The sequence below is a fragment of the Streptomyces flavofungini genome (genome assembly GCF_041028215.1).
Taxonomy (GTDB): Bacteria; Actinomycetota; Actinomycetes; order Streptomycetales; family Streptomycetaceae; genus Streptomyces; species Streptomyces flavofungini_B.
This window is the reverse complement of record NZ_JASKYR010000041.1, coordinates 1-23,627: the sequence shown is the minus strand read 5'-3', so window position 1 is coordinate 23,627 and position 23,627 is coordinate 1. Positions and strand designations below refer to the sequence as shown.

22 protein-coding genes are annotated in these 23,627 nt (G+C 70.8%); 12 read left to right on the top strand and 10 right to left on the bottom strand.

Annotated elements, in window-relative coordinates:
* The 3 genes from AB8Z36_RS05245 to AB8Z36_RS05235 all read left to right on the top strand — a co-directional run.
* On the top strand, window positions 1-426 hold a 426-nt coding region (locus AB8Z36_RS05245), incomplete at its 5' end, for a bleomycin resistance protein (protein ID WP_369211983.1).
* A 66-nt stretch (window positions 427-492) separates the two neighbouring features.
* Window positions 493-1,134: a nucleotidyltransferase domain-containing protein gene (locus AB8Z36_RS05240; RefSeq protein WP_369211982.1), complete on the top strand. Its 642-nt coding sequence runs from the start codon at window positions 493-495 to the stop codon at window positions 1,132-1,134.
* On the top strand, window positions 1,116-1,274 hold the full coding sequence (locus AB8Z36_RS05235) for a hypothetical protein (RefSeq protein ID WP_369211981.1): 159 nt from the start codon (window positions 1,116-1,118) through the stop codon (window positions 1,272-1,274). Before AB8Z36_RS05240 ends, AB8Z36_RS05235 begins: the two co-directional genes overlap by 19 nt.
* A gap of 41 nt (window positions 1,275-1,315) precedes the next feature.
* On the opposite strand, the gene AB8Z36_RS05230 is transcribed toward AB8Z36_RS05235, so the two are convergent.
* On the bottom strand, window positions 1,316-2,143 hold the full coding sequence (locus tag AB8Z36_RS05230; RefSeq protein ID WP_369211980.1) for an AraC family transcriptional regulator: 828 nt from the start codon (window positions 2,141-2,143) through the stop codon (window positions 1,316-1,318).
* Between the two features lie 141 nt (window positions 2,144-2,284).
* Here AB8Z36_RS05230 and AB8Z36_RS05225 point away from each other — a divergent pair, with 141 nt between their 5' ends.
* The 3 genes from AB8Z36_RS05225 (at window position 2,285) to AB8Z36_RS05215 (ending at window position 5,719) form a co-directional block, all read left to right on the top strand.
* Window positions 2,285-3,724, top strand: coding sequence for an amidase (locus tag AB8Z36_RS05225; RefSeq protein ID WP_369211979.1), 1,440 nt, complete (start codon window positions 2,285-2,287; stop codon window positions 3,722-3,724).
* A 42-nt stretch (window positions 3,725-3,766) separates the two neighbouring features.
* Complete coding sequence (locus tag AB8Z36_RS05220; RefSeq protein WP_369211978.1) at window positions 3,767-4,156, top strand: cupin; 390 nt, start codon at window positions 3,767-3,769, stop codon at window positions 4,154-4,156.
* Window positions 4,157-4,564: 408 nt separating this feature from the next.
* Window positions 4,565-5,719, top strand: a complete 1,155-nt coding sequence (locus AB8Z36_RS05215; RefSeq protein ID WP_369211977.1) for a cytochrome P450 — start codon at window positions 4,565-4,567, stop codon at window positions 5,717-5,719.
* Between the two features lie 283 nt (window positions 5,720-6,002).
* On the opposite strand, the gene AB8Z36_RS05210 is transcribed toward AB8Z36_RS05215, so the two are convergent.
* The 3 genes from AB8Z36_RS05210 to AB8Z36_RS05200 all read right to left on the bottom strand — a co-directional run bounded on the left by AB8Z36_RS05210 (window position 6,003) and on the right by AB8Z36_RS05200 (window position 8,581).
* Window positions 6,003-7,238, bottom strand: coding sequence for a beta-ketoacyl-[acyl-carrier-protein] synthase family protein (locus AB8Z36_RS05210; protein ID WP_369211976.1), 1,236 nt, complete (start codon window positions 7,236-7,238; stop codon window positions 6,003-6,005).
* Entirely contained in the window at window positions 7,235-7,486 is a 252-nt protein-coding gene (locus AB8Z36_RS05205) for an acyl carrier protein (protein WP_369211975.1), read from the bottom strand. The genes AB8Z36_RS05210 and AB8Z36_RS05205 overlap by 4 nt, the downstream gene beginning before the upstream one ends.
* A 129-nt stretch (window positions 7,487-7,615) precedes the next feature.
* Entirely contained in the window at window positions 7,616-8,581 is a 966-nt protein-coding gene (locus AB8Z36_RS05200; RefSeq protein WP_369211974.1) for a 3-oxoacyl-ACP synthase III family protein, read from the bottom strand.
* A gap of 271 nt (window positions 8,582-8,852) precedes the next feature.
* Here AB8Z36_RS05200 and AB8Z36_RS05195 point away from each other — a divergent pair, with 271 nt between their 5' ends.
* The 3 genes from AB8Z36_RS05195 (at window position 8,853) to AB8Z36_RS05185 (ending at window position 12,941) form a co-directional block, all read left to right on the top strand.
* Window positions 8,853-9,689 (top strand): SDR family oxidoreductase, encoded by an 837-nt coding sequence (locus AB8Z36_RS05195; protein ID WP_369211973.1) that lies wholly within the window; start codon window positions 8,853-8,855, stop codon window positions 9,687-9,689.
* A 94-nt stretch (window positions 9,690-9,783) separates the two neighbouring features.
* The gene (locus tag AB8Z36_RS05190; protein WP_369211972.1) at window positions 9,784-12,027 is read left to right on the top strand and encodes an MMPL family transporter; all 2,244 of its coding nucleotides are present in this window, start codon (window positions 9,784-9,786) and stop codon (window positions 12,025-12,027) included.
* Entirely contained in the window at window positions 12,024-12,941 is a 918-nt protein-coding gene (locus tag AB8Z36_RS05185; RefSeq protein ID WP_369211971.1) for an AurF N-oxygenase family protein, read from the top strand. The genes AB8Z36_RS05190 and AB8Z36_RS05185 overlap by 4 nt, the downstream gene beginning before the upstream one ends.
* Before the next feature lie 56 nt (window positions 12,942-12,997).
* On the opposite strand, the gene AB8Z36_RS05180 is transcribed toward AB8Z36_RS05185, so the two are convergent.
* From AB8Z36_RS05180 to AB8Z36_RS05160, 5 genes are all read right to left on the bottom strand, one after another.
* Window positions 12,998-15,109, bottom strand: coding sequence for an MMPL family transporter (locus tag AB8Z36_RS05180; protein WP_369211970.1), 2,112 nt, complete (start codon window positions 15,107-15,109; stop codon window positions 12,998-13,000).
* A 64-nt stretch (window positions 15,110-15,173) separates the two neighbouring features.
* Window positions 15,174-17,030 (bottom strand): asparagine synthase (glutamine-hydrolyzing), encoded by a 1,857-nt coding sequence (gene asnB / locus AB8Z36_RS05175; RefSeq protein ID WP_369211969.1) that lies wholly within the window; start codon window positions 17,028-17,030, stop codon window positions 15,174-15,176.
* Window positions 17,031-17,057: 27 nt separating this feature from the next.
* Window positions 17,058-18,275, bottom strand: a complete 1,218-nt coding sequence (locus AB8Z36_RS05170; protein ID WP_369211968.1) for a beta-ketoacyl-[acyl-carrier-protein] synthase family protein — start codon at window positions 18,273-18,275, stop codon at window positions 17,058-17,060.
* Window positions 18,272-18,553 carry an acyl carrier protein gene (locus tag AB8Z36_RS05165; RefSeq protein WP_369211967.1) on the bottom strand — a complete coding sequence of 94 codons (282 nt, stop codon included), beginning with the start codon at window positions 18,551-18,553 and terminating at the stop codon, window positions 18,272-18,274. The genes AB8Z36_RS05170 and AB8Z36_RS05165 overlap by 4 nt, the downstream gene beginning before the upstream one ends.
* A 14-nt stretch (window positions 18,554-18,567) precedes the next feature.
* Complete coding sequence (locus AB8Z36_RS05160; RefSeq protein WP_369211966.1) at window positions 18,568-19,878, bottom strand: cytochrome P450; 1,311 nt, start codon at window positions 19,876-19,878, stop codon at window positions 18,568-18,570.
* Between the two features lie 107 nt (window positions 19,879-19,985).
* On the opposite strand from AB8Z36_RS05160, the gene AB8Z36_RS05155 reads away from it, so the two are divergent.
* Complete coding sequence (locus tag AB8Z36_RS05155) at window positions 19,986-20,483, top strand: acyl-CoA thioesterase (RefSeq protein WP_369211965.1); 498 nt, start codon at window positions 19,986-19,988, stop codon at window positions 20,481-20,483.
* Here AB8Z36_RS05155 and AB8Z36_RS05150 read toward each other — a convergent pair.
* Window positions 20,480-20,719, bottom strand: coding sequence for a chaplin (locus AB8Z36_RS05150; protein ID WP_369211964.1), 240 nt, complete (start codon window positions 20,717-20,719; stop codon window positions 20,480-20,482). The two genes, AB8Z36_RS05155 and AB8Z36_RS05150, sit on opposite strands and share 4 nt — an antisense overlap.
* A 452-nt stretch (window positions 20,720-21,171) precedes the next feature.
* Between AB8Z36_RS05150 and AB8Z36_RS05145 the strand changes: the two genes are divergently transcribed.
* Entirely contained in the window at window positions 21,172-21,939 is a 768-nt protein-coding gene (locus AB8Z36_RS05145) for a response regulator transcription factor (protein WP_369211963.1), read from the top strand.
* Between the two features lies 1 nt (window position 21,940).
* Window positions 21,941-23,215: a sensor histidine kinase gene (locus AB8Z36_RS05140; protein WP_369211962.1), complete on the top strand. Its 1,275-nt coding sequence runs from the start codon at window positions 21,941-21,943 to the stop codon at window positions 23,213-23,215.
* Window positions 23,216-23,627: the final 412 nt, after the last annotated feature.

The window sequence follows — 23,627 nt, the reverse complement described above, 5'->3', positions numbered from 1 at the left end:
GCTGAGGGGCATGGTGTGCCGCTGCACTACGGGTCAGCCGCGTGCAAGACTGGCCGGATGTCGGAAGTCGCCTTCACGCAGGTCGCGCCCGTTGTCCCCGTCCGGAATCTCGACTCGGCTCTGAACCGATACCGTCGTCTGGGCTTCTCGGCGCAGGCCTACGAGGGTCCGGACCGTTATGGCTTTGTCGAGCGGGGCTCGGTATCAGTTCATCTCAGCGAGTGGTCCGAGCACGATCCTCTGCGCACCGGCGCGGTCATTTATCTCTATGTGAGCGACGCTGACGCCATCCATGCCGAGTGGAGGAATTCCGGCGTCGAGGGCCGCTTCACGGAGCCGGTGGACACACCCTACGGACTCAGGGAGTTCACGTACGTCGACGCCGACGGCACGGCCCACCGCGTGGGATCACCGCTGGCAACCTGAGCGGTGTGTGCCCCGCAAGCACACGCCCCCCTCTGAGTCCCTGAGTCCGCTGATACATTTCCTGCGGTGAGCGAGCAACTGCCTGACGGCGGCATCGAGCTGTCACCCGACGACATCGAAGCCCTTCACACCAGGTGGTCCGCATGCTGGACCCCGAGCGAGATCGCACGGCAGTTGGCCGGGGTCCTCACGCCCTGGTACGTGGCCGCGGGCTGGGCGCTGGACCTCTTCCGCGGCAGGCAGACACGCGCTCACGGGGACATCGAGATCGGGATTCCGGCCGCGGGCTTTCCCGAGGTCCGCCGCCGCTTCCCCGGATACGTCTTCGACGCCGCAGGCAGTGGGCGGATCTGGGAGGACGCCACACCGGAGGTGCTGGCCGCCGTGCATCAGACGTGGCTCCGCGATCCGGCCACCGGCAACTACCTGCTCGATGTGTTCCGCGAGCCGCACGACGGTGACATCTGGATCTGCCGACGTGATGAGCGGATCCGGCTGCCCTACAGCGACATCGTCCACCACACCCAGGACGGCATCCCCTATCTGGCGCCCGAACTGGTCCTGCTGTTCAAGGCCAAGCACACCCGCCGAAAAGATCAAGCGGACTTCGACGCGACCGTCCCGCACCTGTCCACGGCTCAGCGCGAGACCCTGGCCGAGCTGCTCGACCGCGTCCACCCGGGGCATCCGTGGACCGCGGATCTGTAGCGAGCTACGGGTGCGCCCGCGCCGCCATGGTCCAGGGCACCCCGCTCGCCACCGCCGTCATCGGCACCGGCCATCTCGCCTTCGTCACCGTCACCCCGGGCCCGGCCGCCGACGGCGCCGCCCGCATCCTGGCCCTGTGATCACAGGGTGCTGACGCCGTCCCAGGGCCGTGGCCGCCGGGTCAGGATCGCGTGGACGTGTATGCCGGGGCGGCCCAAGCGACGTCGTCGACCGCGAGCCAGGGTGCGGTCGAAACGGCTGTGGGCGTCGCCCCGGTGAAGGCCATCACGTCCCTGTGCAGGTGGGACTGGTCGGCGTAGCCGCTCTCCGCCGCCGCCGAGCCGGGGCTGTGGCCCGTGGCGAGGCGGTGGGCCGCGTGGTCGAAGCGGATCAGTTGCGCGGCGCGTTTGGGGGTGAGGCCGATCTGGGTCCGAAAGCGTGCCCATAGCCGCTTGCGGCTCCAGCCGACCTCCGCGGCCAGCGGCTCGACGCGCACTTGCCCCTGGCCGAGGACCATCTGCCGCCAGACGTGGGCGACTTCCGCGTCGACCGGTCGGCCCGCCTCGTGCCGTTGGGCGAGTGCTGTCTCGGCGATCGTGAACCGCTCGTCCCAGGACGCGGCGGCGCGCAGTCGTTCCATGATGTGCGTGGTGTCCCGGCCCCAGAGCGCGTCGAGAGGGACGATCTCTCCGCCCGGCTCCAGGGAGGTGCCCAGTACCGCGTGCGCGACCAGTGGTGACAGCCGTATCTGCAAGCAGTCGATGTTCTGCCCGCGAATGTGCACGGGGCCGGGCACGAGCCCGATGACGACACTGCCGCTCTGCCGCCGGTCACGGGCACGGTCGACGATCAGACCATTGCCCAGGTCGATCGCCACAGTGACGGCCGGGTACGGGATCACGGCAAGGTCGAGCGGGCCGGTGGCGCGATCGCGGAATCCGGCCTGGGAGATGCCCGGCAGGCGGCCGGGCCGTGCTGGAGTGGTGATGTCCCACCTGGTGGCAGGCACCGGAGCCCCCTCGACAGATCCCATGACGCGAGCCTACGGGCCAACGCCCACGGTTGCACGCGACGGAACATTCGTCCAAGACCCGCCGGTTGACGCGCGGCAACACTGACATCCCGCTACTCGCCCCGGAAGGGATTGCTCGTGACGCACCTCTCGACCGACCCGTTCACGTCGGCCGTCGAACTCGCCGCGGCCATCCGCCGCAAGGAAGTGAGCCCAGTCGAGGTGGCTGACGGCTACCTGCGACGGATGGACGCACTCGACCCCCTGCTCAACGCGTACTGCCACCGTGCCGACCACGACGTCCGCAAAGCCGCGGCCGCGGCAGCCGACGCGGTGGTGCGCGCCGCGTCCCCGGAGGACCTGCCGCCGTTCCACGGCGTCCCGCTCCCGGTCAAGGACTACCTGGACGTGGCCGGTTGGCCCACGACGTATGGCAGCGCGGGCGCCGATCCGAGACCGGCCGCGGTGTCGTCCCCTGTGGTGCGCCGGTTCACGGAGGCGGGGTTCGTGATGCTCGGCAAGACCACTCTCTCGGAGTTCGGCTCCGTGCCGTTCACCGAGAGCGAGGTTCTCGGCATCACCCGCAACCCGTGGGATCCGGACCGCTCGCCGGGCGGGTCCTCCAGCGGCGCGGGCGCCGCCGTCGCCTCCGGGATGGCGCCGATCGCGCACGCGGGCGACGGCGGCGGCTCGACCCGCGTCCCGGCGTCGTGCAACGGTCTCGTCGGTCTCAAAACCACCCGCGGGCTGATCTCCGACGCGACCGTCATCTGCGAAGGCATGGCCACCGACGGCGTACTCACCCGCACGGTGGCCGACTCCGCCGCCGCCCTGGATGTGCTGGCCCGCCACGATCCCGCCGCGTGGTGGTCACCACCGAGCCCGCGGCGCCCCTTCACCGACGCGCTCACGACAGCCCCGCCCACGGGGCTGCGGATCGGCGTACTCGTCGAACCACCGATCGCCGGGACGAGCGTGGACCCCGCGTGCCTGGCGGCGGTCGACACGACCCTGCGGGCTCTCGAAGCAGCAGGTCACCACGTGGTGGACACACCCCTGCCGCTGCCGCCGACGGACGAGCTGGTGGCGGCGTTCATGACGATCTGGCACGCCGGCGCCGCAGCCGTGCCGCTCGCCGACCCCGACCGCGTCGAGCCGCACAACCGCACCCAGCGCGACGCGGCGCGCGCCGTCGACTCCTGGACCTACGCACAGGCCGCGCAGGCCACCCAGCGCCTGTCGCGGCGCATCGTGGAAGCATTCGTCGACAGTTTCGACCTCCTCGTCACGCCCACCATGACGTGCCTTCCCCCGCCCATCGGCTTCTGGCGTACGGGCAGCGAGGACGACCCGATGGCGCCCATACGCAACGGCTATCCGCTGGTCGTGTTCACCTCGCTGTTCAACGTGACCGGTCAGCCCGCGATCTCACTGCCCCTGCACCATGACGCCACCACCAATCTTCCCGTCGGCGTCCAGCTCGTCGCCGCGCCCTGGCGGGAAGACCTGCTGCTCCAGGTGTCACGCGCGCTCGAACTCGCGCTGCCCTGGGCGGACCGACGGCCCTCCCTCCGCTGATGACACCTCCGAACAGACTCACCGCAGAAGGGAAACACCCGCATGACCGTCACCCCGATCGATCTCTACGCCTCCTTCCTCCACCTCCGGCCGGAAGGCCAGGTGAGCGCCGAGGAGCCGGTCTTCGACCCCACGCGGGACGGCTGGCAGATGATGACCTTTCATGTGGAGACCGATGCCGACGTCCACGGCGACCACTGGGAAGTCCACACCTCCGCCGATGAAGTCGTCTCCTGCCTCACGGGCGCGATACGCCTCTGTTTGCGCCCGCGGCAGCCGGGAGACGAGGAGGAACAGATCAAGCTGACCGCCGGAACAGCGGCCGTCGTACCGCGCGGGCGATGGCACCGCATCGCCCTGGACGCCCCCAGCGACATCATGTCCGTCACCGTGCCACGGGGCAGCCGCCTGGAGAAGCGGACCGGGGCCTGACGGACCCGGGGGTGCCCCGCGGTCGGCAGGCCCTCGCGATCGCGGCGAACGGTGACGGGTTTCCGTGGGCGTCGAGGCCGGGCGGGTGGGTCGGCGCCCACGGTCGGCCGCACGGGCCCGCGCACCTGAGGGGAGTGCGTCGCGGGCGGTGTGCCGTGCCTGCCACTGTCCTCCTCCGCCACGGCCGGGGCACCCCTGCGAGGGACCGATTTCACCTACGCCGGTCAGTGGGTGTGCGCCGGGCGTGGCCTCCGGAGTGGCCCCCGTGACGCGGGACGGTATCGGCCCGTCGGGACTACCGGCGTGCGCTCACACCATCGGGGCACTTCGGGCATACCTCAACAGCGGTGTGGGACAACACCATCAGCGATGACGATGTGGCGGTGAGAGGTCACTGGAGGCGGGGCAATGAGACTGGCATACCGGATCCGCCTGCGGCAGGACCCCCTCGCCTATATCGAGGAGCTGAGCCGCGCCAGTACGGCCGGAGTGATGCCGCTCCCCTGGGGCGGCTGGTGTGTCCGCGACACCGCGCTGGCGCAGAGCCTGCTGCGCGACCCGGAGTACCACACGGGCGGGTCGGTCTTCTTCGGCGGGCTGCTGCCCGAGCGCGGCGCGCAGATGGAGCTGGGCCGCGCCGTACGCGGCCTAATGCGAGCCGGTGTGCCGCGCTACCGCGCCGCACTGCCCGAGGCGGTGACCGCTCTGCCCACGGCCAGTCGGTGGCCGGACGCGGGTACGCGGCTCGTCCACCGCTGCCTTCAGGACGTACTGCTGCACCCCGGCACTCCCGCCAGCATCCACGAGCTGATGCGGCAGGCCGCCCACGAGGGGGTGGCGGTGCGGTCTGCCTACGTGTGGCAGCGGGCCCGTGCCGAACTGGTGCGTGCCAGGCTGGTGGCCGCGGTGACCGAGGAGGCGCACCGCCGCCGCCGACAGCCCGCCCGCGAGCCGCGGGACATGCTGGACGCCGTGCTCGCGGTGTGCCCCCGGGCGCGGGTGCCGGACCGGACCGTGGCCGCCCTGCACCTGATGATGTTCCGGGCGATCATGGCGCCCGTCAGCGCCTCGCTGGCCTGGTCGGTGCTGCTGGCCTGCCTGCACCACACCCGGACCGTGCCCTGGCCCTGGTCCGTCGACCACGTGGTGCGTGAGGCACTGAGGCACCGCCCGGTGCCCTGGATGCTCGGACGCACCCTCCCGCGCGCCGTGGAACTCGGCGGCACCGTCTTCCCGCCCGGCGAGCTGCTCTCCGTCTGCCCGTACCTGCTGCACCACGACGAACGCCACTGGGACGACCCCGACAGCTTCCGGCCCGGACGCTGGGCCGAGAGCGGCGGCCACGGCCCCTACGTCCCCTTCGGAACAGGACCGTTCAGCTGCGCCGGGGCGGCAGTGGCACACACGCTGCTCACCGAGTCGCTCACCGCACTCACCCAGCACGCCCGCCTGGCCGTCACCGGCGCCGACACCCGTGCCGTCATGTCCGAGGGCAACGTCCCCCGGCCGTTCACCCTGCACCGCACCCCGGCCCCGCCCGCCCACCCGACGGGAAGGAGGTGATCAGCCATGGCAGCCACGATGCGACGCATCTTCACCAACAAGCCGGCCCGACGCTGGTACTGGTACTGACGGCCAGAGCACCACCGGTCCGGACACCCCTCGGGGTCCGGACCGCCCAGCGGCGCGAGAGCACCGCACCACGCGCGCCCGGCGGTCTGCTCACGTGCCCGGCGGTCTCCTCGCGGCGACCTCCGCTCGCCCCGCGGGCACCCCGTCGGATCAGGAACGGCAGTGCCGCCGGTAGCGGCTCCCATGACCGACCAGTAGGGCGCCCGGCCCGGTGTCAGGGCGCGGTGAGGGCGAGTACGACGTTGTGGCCGCCGAAGCCGAAGGAGTGGCTGACGGCGGCACGGACATCCTGGTGTCGAGGCTGCTTGGTGACGCAGTCGATGTCGAACTTCGGGTCGGGTGCCACGAGGTTGGCGACCGGAGGGACCAGACGGTGCTGGATGGTCAGGACGGTCAGGGCCGCCTCGATCGCACCGGCCGCCCCCAGAGTGTGGCCGAGCACGCCTTTGGGCGCGGTGACGCTCGGGCGGTGCGGCAGTACTCGGGCGATCAGTCCTGCTTCGGTGGCGTCATTGAGAGGGGTCGATGTGCCGTGAGCGTTCACGTGGTCGACGTCTTGGGGGGCCAGCCCGGCTTGGTCGAGTGCGCTGCGCAGGGCTGCTTCCGCGCCGGTGGCTCCGGGCGCCGGTGCGGTGGGGTGGCAGGCGTCGGAGGTGCTGCCGCAACCGGCCAGCAGAGCGCGAGGTCGGGCCCCGCGCGCGGCGGCGTCCTCCGCGCGTTCGAGAATCAGCACTCCGGCGCCTTCGGCCATGACGAAGCCGTCGCGGTCGGGTGCGAAGGGGCGGGATGCCCTGTCCGTTCCCTCTCTTCCCTCTCTGCCGGGTGCCAGGGCGCCCATGCGCTGGAACCCGGTCGTTGTCACGCGGCTGACCGCGGCTTCCGTGCCGCCCGCCACGGCGATGTCACAACTTCCGGCGGCGAGCAGGTCCCGGGCGACGGCCAGGGCTGTCGCGCCGGAAGCGCACGCGGTCGCGGGCGCGAGGCTGGCGCCGCGGGCATGCAGGTCGATGGAGACCTCACCGGCCGCCAGATTGGGCAGGATCATCGGGATGGCGAGGGGGGAGACCATGTCGGGGCCCTGGCGTTCCAGGCGCTGGTGCTGTTCCTCCCACTTCGCGGTGCCGCCCATGCCGCAGCCGATGATGACCGCGACGCGGGCGCCGTCCCAGGTGCTGGGGTCGAGGCGGGCGTCGTGAACGGCTTCGCGGGCCGCCAGGAGGGCGAGTTTCGCGGCCCGGCCCATACGCCACGCCTTGCGCCCGAGGCTGTGGTCCAGGACCTCTTCCGGTGCCGGTACGCGGCAGGAGAAGTCGACCGGCAGACCTGCCAGTTGATTATCGGGTGCGGCGGTGCCGCGGCCCTCGCAGACCGTTGTCCAGGTGGCGTCGGCCCCCATTCCGCCGGGGCTGATGAGGCCCAGGCCGGTGACGGCGATCCGTGGCGGCTTCACCGGGCCGCCGTCGGCTCGGTGAGGAGGGAGTGGAGATGCTCGGCGACTGCGGCAAGCGTGGTGTCACCGGTGGCGTGTTCGCTCTGGATCTTCACCCCGAGGCGTTCTTCGAGGACGAGCGCGAATTCCGCGAGCGCCAGGGAGTCCATGTCCAGTTGCCGCAGCGTGGTGTGCGGATGCAGTTCGTCCTCCGGGATGCGGAAGGTGGCGGTCAGTGCGGAGCGGACGGTCTCGTATGTGTCACTCATGGGGTGGAGCCTCCTGTCGTTGTGCGTTGTGCGTTGTGCGTTGTGCGTTGTGCGTTGCGCTGTGCGCGGTGCGCCTCTGTGGTGTGTGAGGTCCGTGGGGGAGGGGGCCGGGGCGTGCCCGGTGTGGTCTCACCACCGGAGGAGGACGAGTCCGGCGGAGGCTCCGCTGGCGAGTCCGAACAGTGCCACGAGGTGACCGCGGCGCAACCGGCCGAGCTCCGCGGCTTCGGCGAGTTGGAGCGGCAGGCTCGCGGTGGCGCAGTTGCCGTAGCGGGGGAAGATCGGGACGACCTTCTCGGGCGAGACTCCGAGCGCCTGGCAGATGGAGTGGGTGAAGGCGACGGACGGCTGGTGGACGCAGATGAGATCGATGTCGTCGATCGTGCGGTCCATGGCGAGCAGCGCCTGCGGTACGGCGGCTTCCATACCGGCGAAGGAGGCGGCAAGGGCCGCGGAGTTGAAGTGGACGGCAAGAGTGCCCAAGGTGGGCGTCATATAGGGATTGCTCACGGTGGCGGTGGGCCAGCCCGCGGAGTTGGCCGTGAAGGCACAGCCCAGGATTCCGGGTTCATCACTTGCCTGGAGCACCAGAGCCGCGCCCAGATCGCCGAGAGCCAGGGCGGGCAGCAGCAGGGCGAGCTCGGCGCGGTCACCTACCGGCAGGTCGGACAGGACGCTGCCGCGTTCCCCCGTGACGATCATGACGCGTGAGTATTGGCCGGCGCGGATGAGGGCGTCGGCGACTTCCATGGCGTTGAGCACCGCGTTGCACGCGTTCTTCACGTCCAGAACGGGTGCGGTGACGCCCAGCTTGTGGGCCACGATGTGGGCGGTGGCCGGTTCCTCCACGTCCCCGCTGGTGGCGGCGAAAATCAGCAGGTCGATGGCGCCGGGGGCCAGTTCGGTTTCGTCGAGGGCGCGCTGTCCGGCCGCGGCGGCGAGGTCGGAGGGCCAGGTGCCCGCGGGTGCGACCCGGCGCTCTTCGAACCCGTACATCTGCTCCAGAAGGCCGGGCAGCAGCCGTACGCCGGGGTTCCGGGCGCGCAGGGCGGTCTCGATGTCGCTGCCGGTCTGCCGCTCAGCGGGTGCGTGCACGGCGACATGAGTGAGGGAGCTGTGTCGCGTCATCGCTGACCTGGGCGGATGGTCAAGGCCGAGCTCCTTGCTTCGGATAGGGAGAGGGGCGCAGGAATGGTGACACATAGGCAAAAGTGTCGTAAACGCACACTCGTCAGCTTATGCGACATAGTTATGAGAAACGGTCATATGTTCTGCAAGGGCGTCGGCATGTCTGCACTCACCTCCCCCCTTGCAACCAGAGGCCCCGCACCCCGGCCCCCGTGTCCCGCTACCGAGGGAGAGTCCGATGAAGAGCGTCGTCGTCACCGGTGCCACCAGCGGCATCGGCAGGGCCACCGCCCTGGACCTGGCCGCGCATGGCTATCAGGTCATCGCCACAGCCCGTAGCACCGGCCAGGCGGACAAGCTCCTCGCCGCCGCGGCCGAGCGCGGACACTCGCTGCGCACGGTGCTGTTGGACGTGACCGAGGCGAGTTCCTGCACGCGAGCCGCCGCCGAGGTCGAGGAGCAGACCGGCGGCGGCCCCTGGGCGCTGGTGAACAACGCAGGCCTCGCCCACGCCGGGGCGTTCGAGGACGTCAGCGAAGAGGCGGCGCGCGCCGTCCTGGAGGTGAACGTGCTGGGCGCCGCCCGTATGGCACGCCTGGTGCTGCCCGCCATACGCCGCCGGGGCGGCGGCCGCATCGTCAACATGAGCTCCGTGGGCGGTCTGCTCACGTTGCCCTTCAACGGGTGGTACTGCGCGAGCAAACACGCACTCGAAGCCCTCACTGACGCGCTTCGCATGGAGACGGCCGCCGACGGGGTGCGCTGCACCCTCATCGAACCCGGGTTCATCGACACTCCCATGCTGGAGACAGGACTCGCCGACATGCCGACCGACTCCCGCTACGCCGAGAGCTACCGCACGGCGCGCCGCCTCATCACAGCGGCCTCCCCGACCGCTCCCGAGGCCGTGGCGCGCACCGTGCGCCGGGCCCTCACCGCGCGCACACCGCGACGCCGCTACCGAGTGGGCCGGACCACCACGCTCACCCCCTTCATCCGCGTCCTCCCTCAAGGCCTCGTGGATCACATGGCGTGCCGGGCTCTCGGGCTGGCCGCCGCCCAGGACCCGCGATGAGCCCACCCCACGTGCGGTGGCGTTGACCCGCCCCTGTCCACAGACGCGTACGGCCGCGGTGGCGCGAAGGAGTTGAACACAGTGGGTCGCGACGATGCGTAGCTCCCGGTTCCGCGGTCAGTGGGCGGTGCTGGTGACGGCCGCCGTGCTCGCGGCCGTCTGCGGCTGGTTCGGGTCCTCAGTGGAGGACCGGTTGTCCCCGGGCGGTATCGTGCCTTCGGCGACCGAAGCGGCCCGCGCCGACCGGGCCCTCCAGGAGGGATTCGCCGCCGCACCACCTCATCTCGTGCTCGTCGCCCGCACCATGGGCGTCACCCACTCGGTGGCAGACCCGGCCGCGGTGGCTCAGGGACAACAACTGGTGCGGCGGCTCACCGCTGACCGGTCGGTCGCGCGGGTGGTGTCCTACTGGCAGAACAGAACCCCACAACTGCGCTCGGCGGACGGGCGCAGCGCCCTGGTCCTCGTGCGACTGCGCGGGCCGGAGCAGGAGGCGACTCGGGCCGCGGAGCGGCTGGTGCCGCGGTGGGCCGGGCGCCACGGCCCGCTGGAGGTGCAGATCAGCGGAGAGGCCGCCTCGCGTGCGGAGGCGGCACGGCTGGCCAAGCGGGACCAGATCCGCGCGGAAGCGCTGGCCCTGCCGCTGACCGCGCTGCTGCTGCTCATGGCGTTCGGCTCAGCGACGGCCGCCCTGGCGCCCGTCGTCGTCGGCATCCTCGCCATGCTCGGCGCCCTGGCCGCCCTGCGGCTGCTCACCCTCGTCACCGAGGTGTCGGTGAGCGCCTCCAACATCTCCTCCGCGCTGGGTTTCGCCCTTGCCGTCGACTACAGCCTCTTCCTGCTCGCCCGCTTCCAGGAGGAACGAGCGGCCGGGGCCGGGGTGGACGCCGCGCTGCGCACGGCGATGCGGACCGCGGGCCGGGCGGTGCTGTTCTCCGCGGGCACGGTCATCCTGTCGCTTGCCTCGCTGCTGATCTTCCCGCACACCATCCTGCGCTCGATCGCCTACGGCGGGATCGCGGTCACCACGTGCGCCGCCCTGGTGAGCCTGCTCGTCATCCCCGCGCTCCTGCGTGTCCTGGGACACCGCGTCGGCGGACGCGGCAGCTGGGCGCGCCGACACCCGCGAGCCCGGCCCGACCGGCCCGACCGGCTCGGCGGATGGGGGCGGGCGGCCAAGGCGGCCCAACGGAGGCCGCGCCTGGTGGCCGTGGCCGTCACCGTGGTGCTGCTGATGCTCGCCGCTCCCCTCACCCGCCTCCAGATCGGTCTCTTCGACGACCGCGTCCAACCCGCCTCCTCCACCGTCGCCAAGGCCGGATCGCAGTTGCGTGCGGACTACCGGACCGGTGCCGTGGTCACTCCCACGACCCTGGTGCTGCCGCGCTTCGAACTGCCACGGCGGAGCGCCGCTCTCGACACCTACGCCCGGCTGGTCTCCCGGCAGCAGGGTGTGGAGCGGGTGCGGACAGCCACCGGCTCCTACACCCGTGGCAGCCGTACGCCGCTGAACCCCACCGAGGCCGCCGCCTTCGCCTCCCCTCGCGGCGTGTATCTCGCCGTGGCCACCCCGGACGAGCCGTACTCCACCGCCAACCGCGACCTCGCCCAGAGACTGCGACGCCTGCCCGCCCCCGGTCCGGGCCTCCTCGTCGGCGGCCCCGGCGCCGTCCTGCACGACGTGCAGCACGCCCTCGCCACCCGCCTGCCCTGGTGCCTGCTCCTGGCGGGCGCCGCACTCCTCACCCTCGCCCTGGTCCTGACCCGACGGCCGGTCATGGCCCTCAAGGCGCTGTTGCTCAACACGCTGAGTCTGACGGCCAGCTTCGGCGCCCTGGTGTTCGTCTTCCAAGAAGGCCACCTGGCAGGACTGGTGGGCGCATCCCCCACCACCGGCAGCACGGACGTACTGATGCCCGCACTCATCTACGGCATCGCCTTCGGCCTGTCCATGGACTACGAAATCCTCCTGCTGTCCCGCATCTGCGAGGAGTACGAACGCGGCCCCGACGCCGACACCGCCGTGGTACGTGGCCTGGACCGCACCGCACGGCTGTTCACCTGGGCCGCGCTGACGTTGGCCGTCGTCATGGCCACACTGGCCACGTCCGATCTGGTCATGCTGAAGATCGTCGGCGTCGGTCTCGCCCTGGCGGTCCTGCTCGACGCCACTGTCGTACGCGGCCTGCTCGCCCCCGCTCTGCTGGCGCTGGCCGGGCGCGCCACCTGGTGGAGTCCCTGGCCCCGCTCGCCGGCCCGCACCGAGATCCCCGCACCGCAAGCACCAGCCCTCGCCGGTTCGACCGGCCCCCACCCCTCAAGGAGCACTCCGCGATGACCGATCAGGCCCAGCGGCCCTCCCGTAGCCCGCACACCGTCGCTCAGCGACTGCTCAACGCCTCGGCAGCGAACGCCCTGGACCCCCATACCGACATCGACTGGAGCGCCCCCCTGCTCAAGGACGCCTTCTTCTGGCCGCCCGAGCGCCTCGCGCTCTACGGCACCCCGCTCTGGGACCGCCTGGACCACCAGCAGCGTGTCGCGCTCTCGCGGCATGAGGTAGCGCATATGGCGCAGATGGGGCACTGGTTCGAGCTGGCCATCATCCGCATGCTCGCCCGGTACCTGATGTCCCGCCGCGTCCTGGACGTCCGGGCCTACTACGCGCTCACCGAGATGGCCGACGAAACCCGGCACATCACCATGTTCGGCCGACTGCTGAGCAGACTCGGCTGCCCGAACCGTCCCGTCCCCGCCCGCATCCGGCTGCCGCACCCGGTGGCGGCAGCCGCCTTCCAGGACATCACCACCTTCACCAGCACTCTGGTCGTCGAAGAAGTACTGGACCGGTTCCAACGCGAGGCGGCCCAGGACGAACGTATCCAACCCCTGGTGCGGTCGGTGTGCCGCCTGCACGTCAGCGAAGAGGCCCGTCACGTCAGCTTCGCCCGCACCGAACTGCGCGAAGCCGTCGCCCACGCCTCCCGMGGCCACCTGGCCTTCCACCGCACCTTGACCGCTCTGGTCGCTTCCCACACCGTGCCCGCGCTGCTGCGCCCCGACCGCTACGGCGACATCGGCATCGCCCCCGCCCTCGCCCGCCGCCAGGTACGCGCCAACCCCCATCACCACGCCACCGTGCTCTGGTCCGGAGAGAAGCTGATCTCCTTCCTCCTCGATGCGGACCTCATCCGCCGCCCGCAGCACCACCTGTGGCGTCGATGCGGACTCATGGCCAGTACTCGCCAATGAGCCCGAAGGGAGGCCAAAGGGAGGCCGAAGGGGAGCCACCGGCGGTTGTCGGGCCCTCAGGACCGGGCAGGCGCCGGGGCCTTCGCCACGCGTCCTCGTGCCGGGCTGAAGGGACTCCACCAGTTGCGGTCGCCGAGCGCGGCCATGGCGGCGGGAACCAGAACACCGCGTACCACAACAGCGTCGAGCAGGACCGTGATGGCGATCCCCACACCGATGACCTTCAAAGAGGTGACACCGGTAGCGGCGAGAGCGAGTGCGGGGATGGCCACGGACACCGCGGCCGAGGTCATCAAGCGGCCGGTGTGCGAGATGCCTTCCTCGATCGATGCCTGATTGTCGCCGGTTCGGTCGTAGTGCTCCTTGATGCGTCCGAGGAGGAAGACCTCGTAATCCAGCGAGATGGCCAAGGTCAGGGCCAGCACGAAGAGAGTGACCGAACAGTCCAGGCTCCCGGTCAACGTGAAGTGGCCCAAGAGGACGTGGCCGTGGCCTGCCTGGAAGACGGTGACGAGCGCACCCAGCGTGGCGGCCATGGTCACGACGCCGACGACCAGCGCTTTGGCCGGTGCGACGACACTGCGGGTGTACAGCGCCAGCAGCGTGCCGAGGACGGCCGCCATGAGGAGACCGGCACGGGGCAGAGTCCGGCGGACAGCCTGCTCGGTGTCAACGATCTCCGCGGCGCGTCCCCCGACGTGCACCGGGCCGGGCGAGGCGGTGGCGCGCAGGGCCCGTACCAGTGACGCCGCGTCCGCGGAGCCGGGAGCCGCGTCACTGGCCACCACCAGAGCGGTCCTCGATGGTTCGGCATCCGCTGGGAGAACGCTGCGCACATGCGGCAAGGAGCCGATCTTCGCTCGGTAGGCGGTGAGATCCTCCTGCTCGCTGTGCACGATGACGGTGAGCAGGCGCTCGGGCGCGAAGGCGAAGTCGTGCCGCTGCCGCGCACCGGCCTGCGCGGCCGCCGCGCTCGCGGGCAGTTCCCGGTCATCGAGTGCGCCCAGGTGCAGACGGAGGGCGGGCGCGGCGACGGCTGCCAGGAGGAGCAGTGCGGCGATGCCCGACGAGAGGGGGCGGGTGCTCGCCCGGCGCGCGATGGCCCGCCAGGCCCGGCTCGGCTGGCCCAGGTGGTGGCGCCGCCAGCGGCGCAGCGGGTCGAGGCGGTTCGCGTGCGCTCCGGCCAGGATCAGGCATGCGGGCAGGAGGGTCCAGGCGGCCAGTGCGGACAGGAGCGCCACGGTGGCCACGGCGAGGGCCAGGGCGCGCAGCAGGGGGATGGGGATGAGGAGAACGGCCGTCAGCGCGGCGGTGACCGCGGCTGCGGAGAAGACGACGGTTCGGCCGCTGGTGCGCAGGGCGAGGGAGAGTGCTTCCGTGCGGCAGCCGTGCCGGGCGAGATGCTCCTGGTAGCGGGCGAGGATGAAGAGGGTGTAGTCGACGGCAAGGGCGAAACCCACGGCGCTGGCGGCGTTGACCGCGAACTGGGAGATGTGGGTGTGCTGTGCCACCAGTCCGAGGACGGGCAGGGCGCAGAGCACGGAGAAGGCGGCCACGAGCACGGGCAGGAGCGCGTGGACGAGGGAGCCGTACATGAAGATGAGCAGCAGCCCGATGGCCGGGGCCGCCATGAGTTCGGTGCGCCAGAGGTCCGCCGCCGCCCGGCGGTCGATGGCCGCGGTGGTCGAGGCCGTGCCGCTCGCTTGGACCTGGAGGCCGGGCTGTGCGTCGTGGACCTTGGCGACCAGGCGTTCGGCGCTGCGCGCGCGTTCGCGTGGCGCCCCGCGCAGTTGCGCCTGGACCATGGCGGTCGTGCCGTCGGAGGAGAGCAGCGACGGGGGAGCGTCCGGCAGCGGCGCTCTCGTCCTGACGACATCCGGGCTGCCCGCCACCAGGCGGGCCAGCGCGGCCAGGCGCCGCCGCACCGAGGGATGGCCGATGCGCCGCCCGTCCGGATCCGACACGAGGAGGACCAGGTCGGGACGGGGGAGGCCCATGCGGTCGGCTTCGCGTTGGGCGTGAGCGGCGGGTGTGCCCAGAGCGAGGGTGCCCTCGCTGGTGAAGCGGTCGGCGGCCGGTGCTGCCTGCCACCCGGCCAGGGCCGCCGCCACGACGGCGAGCAGCAAGGTCACCGTGGCGGCGGCCCGGCTCGTGAACAGGAGCCTCACGCGGGCATGCTGTTCGTGGACGGCATGCCGCCGCGGCCCGGCCGGGGACGGTGGGGATGCCTTGTCATGGCAGGTCCAGGCGTACGGGGTACTGCCGGAGCCAGGTGTCGAGATCGAGGACGAGTTCCGCGGCGTAGCGCATGTCCTTGGCGTCGGTGCCGGGGGCGAGGGCTTCCTTGATGGCGACGGTGTCCAGCAAGGGGTGGACGGGCGCGGTGTAGTCGTCCGCGATGTCGGCGAGGGCGGCGCGCAGCGTGGCGGTGTACTGAGGGTCCTGGATGGTGGGGTAGGGGTTCTTGGGGCGGGTGCGCACGGCGTCGGGCAGCAGGTCGCCGACGGCGGCACGCAGCAGGCTCTTCTCCTGGCCGTCGAAGGTCTGCATGCTCCACGGAGTGTTGAAGACGTACTGGATGAGCCGGTGGTCGCAGAAGGGGACGCGCACTTCGAGACCGGTGGCCATGCTCATGCGGTCCTTGCGGTCCAGGAGCATCGGCAGATAGCGGGTCAGATGCAGGTGGATGGCCTCGCGCATCCGGCGTTCGACAGGGTCGGCGTGCGGCAGGTGCGGTACGTCGGCCAGGGCCTGGCGGTAGCTGTCGTGCCGGTAGGCGGGCAGGTCCAGGGCGCGGACGAGGTCGCGGTCGAGCAGCCGTGTGGCCATGGGCGCGTCGCCGAACCCGGCCTGGGCGTAGACGTCGATGGCCGCGCACCAGGGGAAGGCGTCGGCCCTGACCGTCTGCGGGTCGTGGAACCAGAAGTAGCCGCCGAACAGTTCGTCCGCTCCCTCGCCGGACAGGGCGACGGTGAGGTGCCTGCGTACGGCTCGGAACAGCAGGAGGGCGGAGATGTCGAAGTCGCCCAGTCCGGAGGGCAGGTCGCGGGCACCGAGTGCGGCGCGTCGGTTGGCGGCGTTCATCAGCCCGTCGGCCGCGACGGTGATATCCGTGTGGTCCGTCTCGGCGTGCTGGGCCATGGCCTGGACGAACGGCTCGTCGCAGTCGACGTGCATGATGGTGGGGGTGAAGTTGCGGGCCTGATCGTCGAAGGCGACGGAGAAGGACCGCAGCGGGGTGGGGTTGCGGCGGGCGGCAAGTGCGGTGATCGCGCTGGAGTCCAGGCCACCGGAGAGCAGGGCGCCCAGGGGCACGTCGGCCTCGCTCTGCTGGGTGACGGCGTCTTCCAGCAGGCCACGGACCGTGGCGATGGTGGTGTCAAGGCCGTCGGTGTGCTCGTGTGCGTCAAGTGCCCAGTAGCGGCTGGTACGCACGCCGCTACGGCTGACGGTGGTGATGTGGCCGGGACGCACTTCGTGCATGCCGGTGTAGACCGCGTGGCCGGGGGTTCCGGCGAGGGACAGCAGTTCACGCAGCCCGTCGGTGCCGACGGCCGGGGCGACGTCGGGGTGGGCCAGCAGGGCCTTGGGCTCCGAGGCGAACAGCAGTGAGGTGCCCGCCCGGAAGTAGTACAGGGGCTTGATGCCGACCCGGTCGCGGACCAGCAGCAGTTCCTGGGTGCGCGCGTCCCACACGGCCATCGCGAACATGCCATCCAGGCGGGCGGCGAAGGCCGGACCCCACTCCAGGTAGGCGTGCAGGACGACCTCGGTGTCGCTGGCGGTGCGGAAGCGGTGGCCACGGGCGTCGAGTTCGTGGCGCAGTGCGCGGTAGTTGTAGATCTCACCGCTGAAGGTGAGGACGGCCAGGGTCCGTCCGCCGTCGGTGACGGCCATGGGCTGGGCGCCCCCGGGCAGATCGATCACAGCCAGGCGGCGGTGCCCCAACGCCGCGTGGCGGCCGACCCACTGGCCAGCGGCGTCCGGGCCCCGCGCGCTCAGAGTCTGCGTCATCGAGGTCAGAGCGGCACGCCGGGCCGGGCCGGTCAGGTCCTTGTCGTACTCGATCCAGCCAGTGATTCCGCACATGATCTCTCCTGGTACGTGACGGACGGGTCAGGCGCGGGTGAACAGGAGCGCGGCGTTCTGTCCGCCGAAGCCGAAGGAGTTGCTCAGCACGGCCTCCACCCGGCGCGGCCGGGGCACAGCGGCGACGATGTCCAGATCGATGCGCGGGTCCGGGCGGGAGAAGTTCGCCACCGGAGGGATGAGTTGATGCTGGAGCGTCAGGACGCTGCAAGCGGCCTCGATGGCCCCGGCCGCCCCGATCCCGTGGCCCAAGGAGCCCTTGTTGGCGGTGACCGGCGGCGGGCGGTCGAAGACACGGCTCAAGGTGGCGGCCTCGTACAGGTCGTTGAAGTCGGTGGAGGATCCGTGGGCGTTGATATGGCCGACGTCGTCGTGGCGCAGGCCCGCCTCGTGCAACGCGGCGCCGATGGCAGCCGTGGCGCCCTTGCCCTCGGGGTCGGGGGTGGTGGGGTGGTGGGCGTCGGCGGAGGCGCCGTAACCGGACAGCCACGCCCGGACGTTCGCCTTGCGGGACCGCGCGTGCGCGGCTCTCTCCAGCACCATGACCGCCGCGCCCTCGCCGAGCACGAATCCGTCCCGCTCCGCGTCGAAGGGCCGCGACGCCAAGGCGGGGTCCTGGCACCGCCGCGAGAGCACCGACATGCGGGAGAAGCACAGGGCGACCATTTCCGAGGCCCGGGGAGACTCGGCCCCGCCGGCCAGGACGACGTCGCAGCGATCGGCGGCCAGCAGGTCCTTGGCCACCCCCAGCGCGGTGGCGCCCGAGGCGCAGGCGGTGGAGACGACCAGGTTCGGGCCGGTCACACCCAGATCCAGCGCGATCTCCCCGGCCGCCATGTTGGGGATGGAACGCGGCAGGGACAGCGGCGAGATGGCCCGCAGCCTGCCCTGGAGCAGCTTCTCCGTCTCCCCGGGCCAGTGCTCCATACTGGCGGCGCCGACCCCCAGCACCACACCGACCCGCTGCTGGTCGAAGCGTCCGGGTGCCAGGCAGGCGTCGGTGAGGGCCATCCGGGCCGCGACCACCGCCAGCTGGATGAAGCGGTTGGTGCGCCAGGCGATCGACTTCACCCCTGCGGGATCGAAGCCGGGGACCTGGCAGGAGAAGTCGACCGGCATGCCCCGCAGCGCGGGATCGGATGTCGCGGTGGACCTGCCCTGGCACAGGCAGTCCCACATCGCCGCGGCCCCCGTGCCCGCGGGCGTCAGCAGGCCCATCCCGGTCACGGCGACAGACTCGCTCATGCCGGTTCTCCGGCGGGCTGGGAGGCCTTGCGCTCGGCGGGCAGGACCTGTTCGAGGACGGCGCAGATGTCGGCGAGGGTGGAAGTGGTGCCGAGCCGGTCTTCGAGCGTCGCCATGAGTTCCACGTCGTAGGCGTCCTCGTAGCGGGTGATCAGTTCCAGGAGCGCCAGGGAGTCCAGGCCCAGGTCCTCCATGGTCGCCTGCTCGGTGGCCGCGTCACGATCGACGTTGAAGGACTCCACCAGTTCGTTGATCAGGTGCGGGAAGAGGCTGTTCATGTGGGTTCCCTTACTTACTCGGCGGGTGCGGGGCAGGCGGGCGCGGCAAGGAGAGGCGCGCCCGCCGAGGAGGTCGCTGGAGCGGACTCGTGGTGGGGCGGCCAGGTGACCGGCAGACTGCGCAGGCCCCGGACGACGACGTTGTTCTGGTAGAGACGGGGCTGCCGCGTGAGCTGTGGCGGGCGGTCCGCCAGGACGGTCAGGGCGTGCTGAGCGGTCAGGCGGGCCAGGGCCGCGCCGAGGCAGAAGTGGGCACCCGCTCCGAAAGCGAGATGCCGGGCCGCGGCCGGGCCGGAGGCCAGATGGCGCTCGGGCCGGAAGGCGTCGGGTTCGTCGTAGACGGCCGGGTCCCGGTTCGCGGCTGCCAGCAGGGGCAGCACGATCGTGCCGCGTGCCACCTTCACCCCCTCCACGACCGTGTCGCGCACCGCGGCCCGGGGCGCGACCTGCGCGGGGGAGTGCAACCGCAGGACCTCCTCCACGACCGCGTCGATCCGCCCCGGGTCCCGCGCCAGGGCCCAGCCTCGTCCGCAGGGGGCACCGCTCACTTCCGCCAGCGTGTGGGAGAGCAGGCTGACCGTGGTGTCATACCCGGCGCTCAGCAGCAGGCTGAAGGTGGTGATGACTTCACGGATGTCTCTCGTGCCATCCTCCGGCCCCTCCAGCAGAGCGTTCAGAGAACTGTCCCGCGCCGTGCCGTCCCAGGCTTTGATCCGCTGGTGGAAGTAGTGCATGAAGCGGAAGCGTGCCTGGGCGATGGCGCGGTCGTCGGTGGAACGGGCGGGTTGGTCCAGTCCCTGTACGACCAGCCGGGCGTCACGGTGGAAGGCCGTGCGGTGCTCGTGCGCCACCCCCAGGACATCGCTGATGACCGACATCGCCAGGGGCTCGGCGAAATCCGGCACGAAGTCGCCGGGACCCTGCGGGCACTGCCGCAGCAGAGCGTTGCTGTGGGCCGAGACGCTCTCGGCGAGGCCGTGGACACGACGGGTGCTGAAATGCCGCGCGATCCGGCTGCGCAGCCGGGTATGGCCGGGAGGGTCCAGCTGGAGGAGGGACCGTGCGCGCAGACCCAGCAGAGTCATCTCATACAGTTCACCGGCTCCCTGGCCGAAGGCCCCGTCACGCAGGACGTGCGAGCAGGCGTGATGTCCCAGCACCGCCACGGCTCCACTGGGCAGGACATGCACGGGCCGCTCCCGCACCGCAGGCGTAAGGCACTGGTAGGGGTCAGCCAGAAAGGCGGGGTCCTCAAGACGCATGCCCAGAAAGCACGTCAGTTCCTCCACCGCCTGACGGATCGGCTCACCCTCGCGTGCAGCCACGTGCGCCCCTTCTGTGTGTGGATACCGGCGCAATGTTCCGCCGATAGCGGTTAGCTTGTTCGTTGTTCGTTACGACATTTTGTGCGGCAACCCCAGGGACCTAATCCGTGAATACCTTCAGGCACAGCGCGATCATTCGATGGTCCGATCTCAACGCTTTGGGCATCGTGAGCGACGCGGCCATCGCTTCTTATATCGAAGAAACACGCGCCGCGCTGGTCCGGAAGGTCGCGAGTACGGACGGCGTGTCGGCCTCAGGGCGCTCACTCGTCTGCCTCACGGTTCGCCAGTGCATTGACTACTTGACGCCTGTGGCGTGGCAGGAGTCGCCCCTGGAGACTTCCCTGCACGTCACGCGCATCCGGTCGGCCGCTGTAGAACTGATGGTGCATGTGGGTGGTGCGGAACGCCCCTCGGCCAGGGCCACTGTGCTGTCAGTGTGCTGGGACACCACGCGCAATCGTCCCCGAACGCTCAGCACTGCTCAAAGGGACATGCTCACGGAGTATCTACAGCCTCCGACCGTCCAGGCCGATCCAAGTGGAGAGCCGGTGGACGGCTCCGGCCCGGCTCATCACAGCACAGGGAATGGACGGACCCGCTAGTCGTTCACGCAAGGATTGCCGAAAGCCGGGTTGAGCAGCCCGATGACGTTGGTGCTGCCGCCACAGATCTGCACCGGGATGTGTACCGGAATCTGTGTCAAACCAGCCGAGAGGACGCCCGGCGAGGCCCCTGTCTGGCCCTGAGCACCGGCATCAGCGGCAGCCGTGCCCGCGGCGCCGAAGGCGGCCGCACATGCGACGGCAGCGGTGATGCCGGAATTAATGGCGAACTTCATAAAAGCTCCTTTACGGACGACATCCCCGCCCCGCGGCAAGGATCAGATCTGCCAACGTGGATCTCGCTCAAGAAGTAACGCGGTGTCGCTCAGTCAGGCGATCTGCCCATTGCCGCCCATAGCGGCAGCAGTATTGCCGTATGTGCCGTCGGTTGACCGACCATAATGGTTGTGGCGGCAGGAATAACGATTCAGCACATCGCGGCACATCGCAGCTCCTGATTGCCATCGCGCCCGCGCGCTGCGCCTGACCAGCCCCTCCGAGCCGGTGTGCCACGCCGGAGCCTGCCGGTGGACAACACAGACCGGAGCCTGCCGACGGACAATACAGAACTGATACACGGGCGAGGTACGGTCACACTCCCGCGGCCCTGTCGTACGACGTCTCCGGCACAAGGCGGGCGGCAGGCCGCCGGGGCTGCGTGCCGCACAGTCGCAACAGGTTGGAAGAGATGCCCATCTCCATTCTTCTTGTCGAGGACGACGAGATCATCCGGAAGTCGGTCGCGATGGCGCTTGAGCGCTACGGCTACCACGTCACCGTGGCGGAGGACGGGCTGCGGGGACTGGAGCGGTTCCGTGAGCGGCAATACGACGTATTGCTGCTGGATGTGATGCTGCCGGGGCTCGACGGCATCGGGCTGTGCCGACGGATCAGGGAATGCAGCATGGCCCCGATCCTCATGATGTCGGCGCGCGGTGACGCGCTGGATGTCGTGTCAGGGCTGGAGGCCGGTGCCGATGACTATGTCGTCAAGCCGGTGGACACCTCCGTCCTCGTGGCCCGGATCCGCTCACTGCTGCGCCGCGCGACGTTCACCCCGATGACGGACGCAAGCGGAACGAGGGCGCCGTCGACGGAGACCCCGCCGCCCGGGAACCCTGCGGCGGCCGTGGCACCGGCCATACCGGAGGAGCCGGACGGCACCGAGCACCGTCTGCTCGTCTTCGGCGACCTGAGCATCGACACCGGCGGCCTGGAGGTGTCGCGGGCGGGCAGACCGGTCACGCTGGCGCCCACCGAATTGCGCCTCCTGCTGGAGTTCGCGGCCCAACCCGGCATCGTCCTCGGACGGCGGACCCTGCTGCACAACGTATGGGACTACGGCTGGACCGGCGACAGCCGCGTGGTGGACCTGTGCGTGCAGCGCCTGCGCAAGAAGATCGGAGCGGAGCGGATCGAGACGGTCCGCGGCTTCGGCTACAAGCTGCGGCGCTGACATGAGGAGCACTCTCGCGTCCCTGCTCAACTGGCGCTCTCTGCGCTGGAAGAACGTTCTGCTGGTGGCCGTCGCATGCTGTTCCATCGCCCTGACCGTCGGCCTGCTGGTGCACCGCAGCACCTATGAGCGGTCCATGAACGACGGCGCGGCCCGGGCCTACTCCGCCCTGGACGACGCGCTGGCACCGGGCAGTGACAGCGGCGACCACCTCCAACGCGATCCCGCGCTGATGCCACCCGACCTGGTGCGCACCGTCAAAGAGCGCGGTGAGGGCGCCGTGTACGACGAGAACGAGCCCTACGCGCCGCGCATGTGGGCCGCGAAGCGGCTCGATGCCGGGGGTGTCGCGGCGTTCTCGGTCGACATGGTCCCCGACCAGCTCAGCCGTCGCGCCCTGGACCGCCACATGTGGAAGTACTCGCTGATCGCCCTGGCCGTGATCATCCCGCTCTCCGCCCTCGCCGCGGAACTTCCGCACCGGCGGCTGCGCCGGGTGGCCGGGACCGCGCGACGTATCACCTCCGGTGACCTCTCCGCCAGGACCAGCACGGGCGACCGGGCGGGCGACGAGATCGCCGAGATCTCCGCCACCGTCGATTCCATGGCCGACAGCCTGCAAGGGCGGCTGCAGAACGAACAGCGCTTCACCGCTGACGTCGCCCACGAACTGCGTACGCCGCTGATGGGCCTGGTCACCGCCACCGGCCTCCTGCCGGAGAGCGCCGCCACCGACATGGTCAGGGACCGCGTGCAAGTACTGCGCGCCCTGGTGGAGGACCTGCTGGAGATCTCTCGCCTGGACGCCGACGCGGAGGAGCCCGACCTGCTGGCCGTACCCCTGGCCGAAGTCGTCGCGGAGTCCCTGGCCGGGACCGGCCTCGCCGCACGACTGGTGGTCTCGGGCACGCCGGTGGCCGTGACGGACCCGCGCCGCCTGGACCGCATCGTGGCCAATCTCGTCACGAACGCGCACCGGCATGGGCGCGGGGGTGAGCACGGTGCCCAGGGCGAAGGAGTCGAGGTCACCGTCGGCGAGGGCGTCATCGTCGTACGAGATCACGGCCCCGGCTTTCCCGCCGCGCTGCTGGCAGACGGCCCGCAGCGCTTCCGCACGGGTGCGGCCGACCGCGGCCGGGGCCACGGCCTGGGCCTGACCATCGCCGCGGGACAGGCCCGCGTCATCGGGGGCACTCTGACGTTCGCCAACGCGGCGGACGACGGCGGGGCCGTGGCCACTCTCCGCCTGCCGACGGACCGCGCAGGCACCGGCTGATGCGGGCAACCGGCTGCTGATACAGAACGGATGGGCAGCCAAGCGCCGATGGAAAGGCGCCGCGGACAGCACGGAAACCAGCACCTCCAAGAGTGAACGGCATGCGCGAACGCCGCGTACGCCAGCCACGTCAGAGCCTGTGTCATATCCCCGGCCGGGCGTGCGACGCCTGGCACGCACCCTCGCCGCGTTACCGAAAAGCCCTAGTAGCTCCGCTACGAGGGCTCTCCGGCGCCTTGCGATCGCACGCACCAGACGCCGCACGCTGGTCCGACCGGGGATATGACACAGGCTCTCAGAAGCCACGGAGGTGCCCGTCGATGCACCCTGCCCCGCACCCGCGCGTCACCAGCTCGCCCGAGCCCGAGCCCGAGCGCGCGCCCAAGCCTGGGCCCAAGCCCGAGCCCGCGTT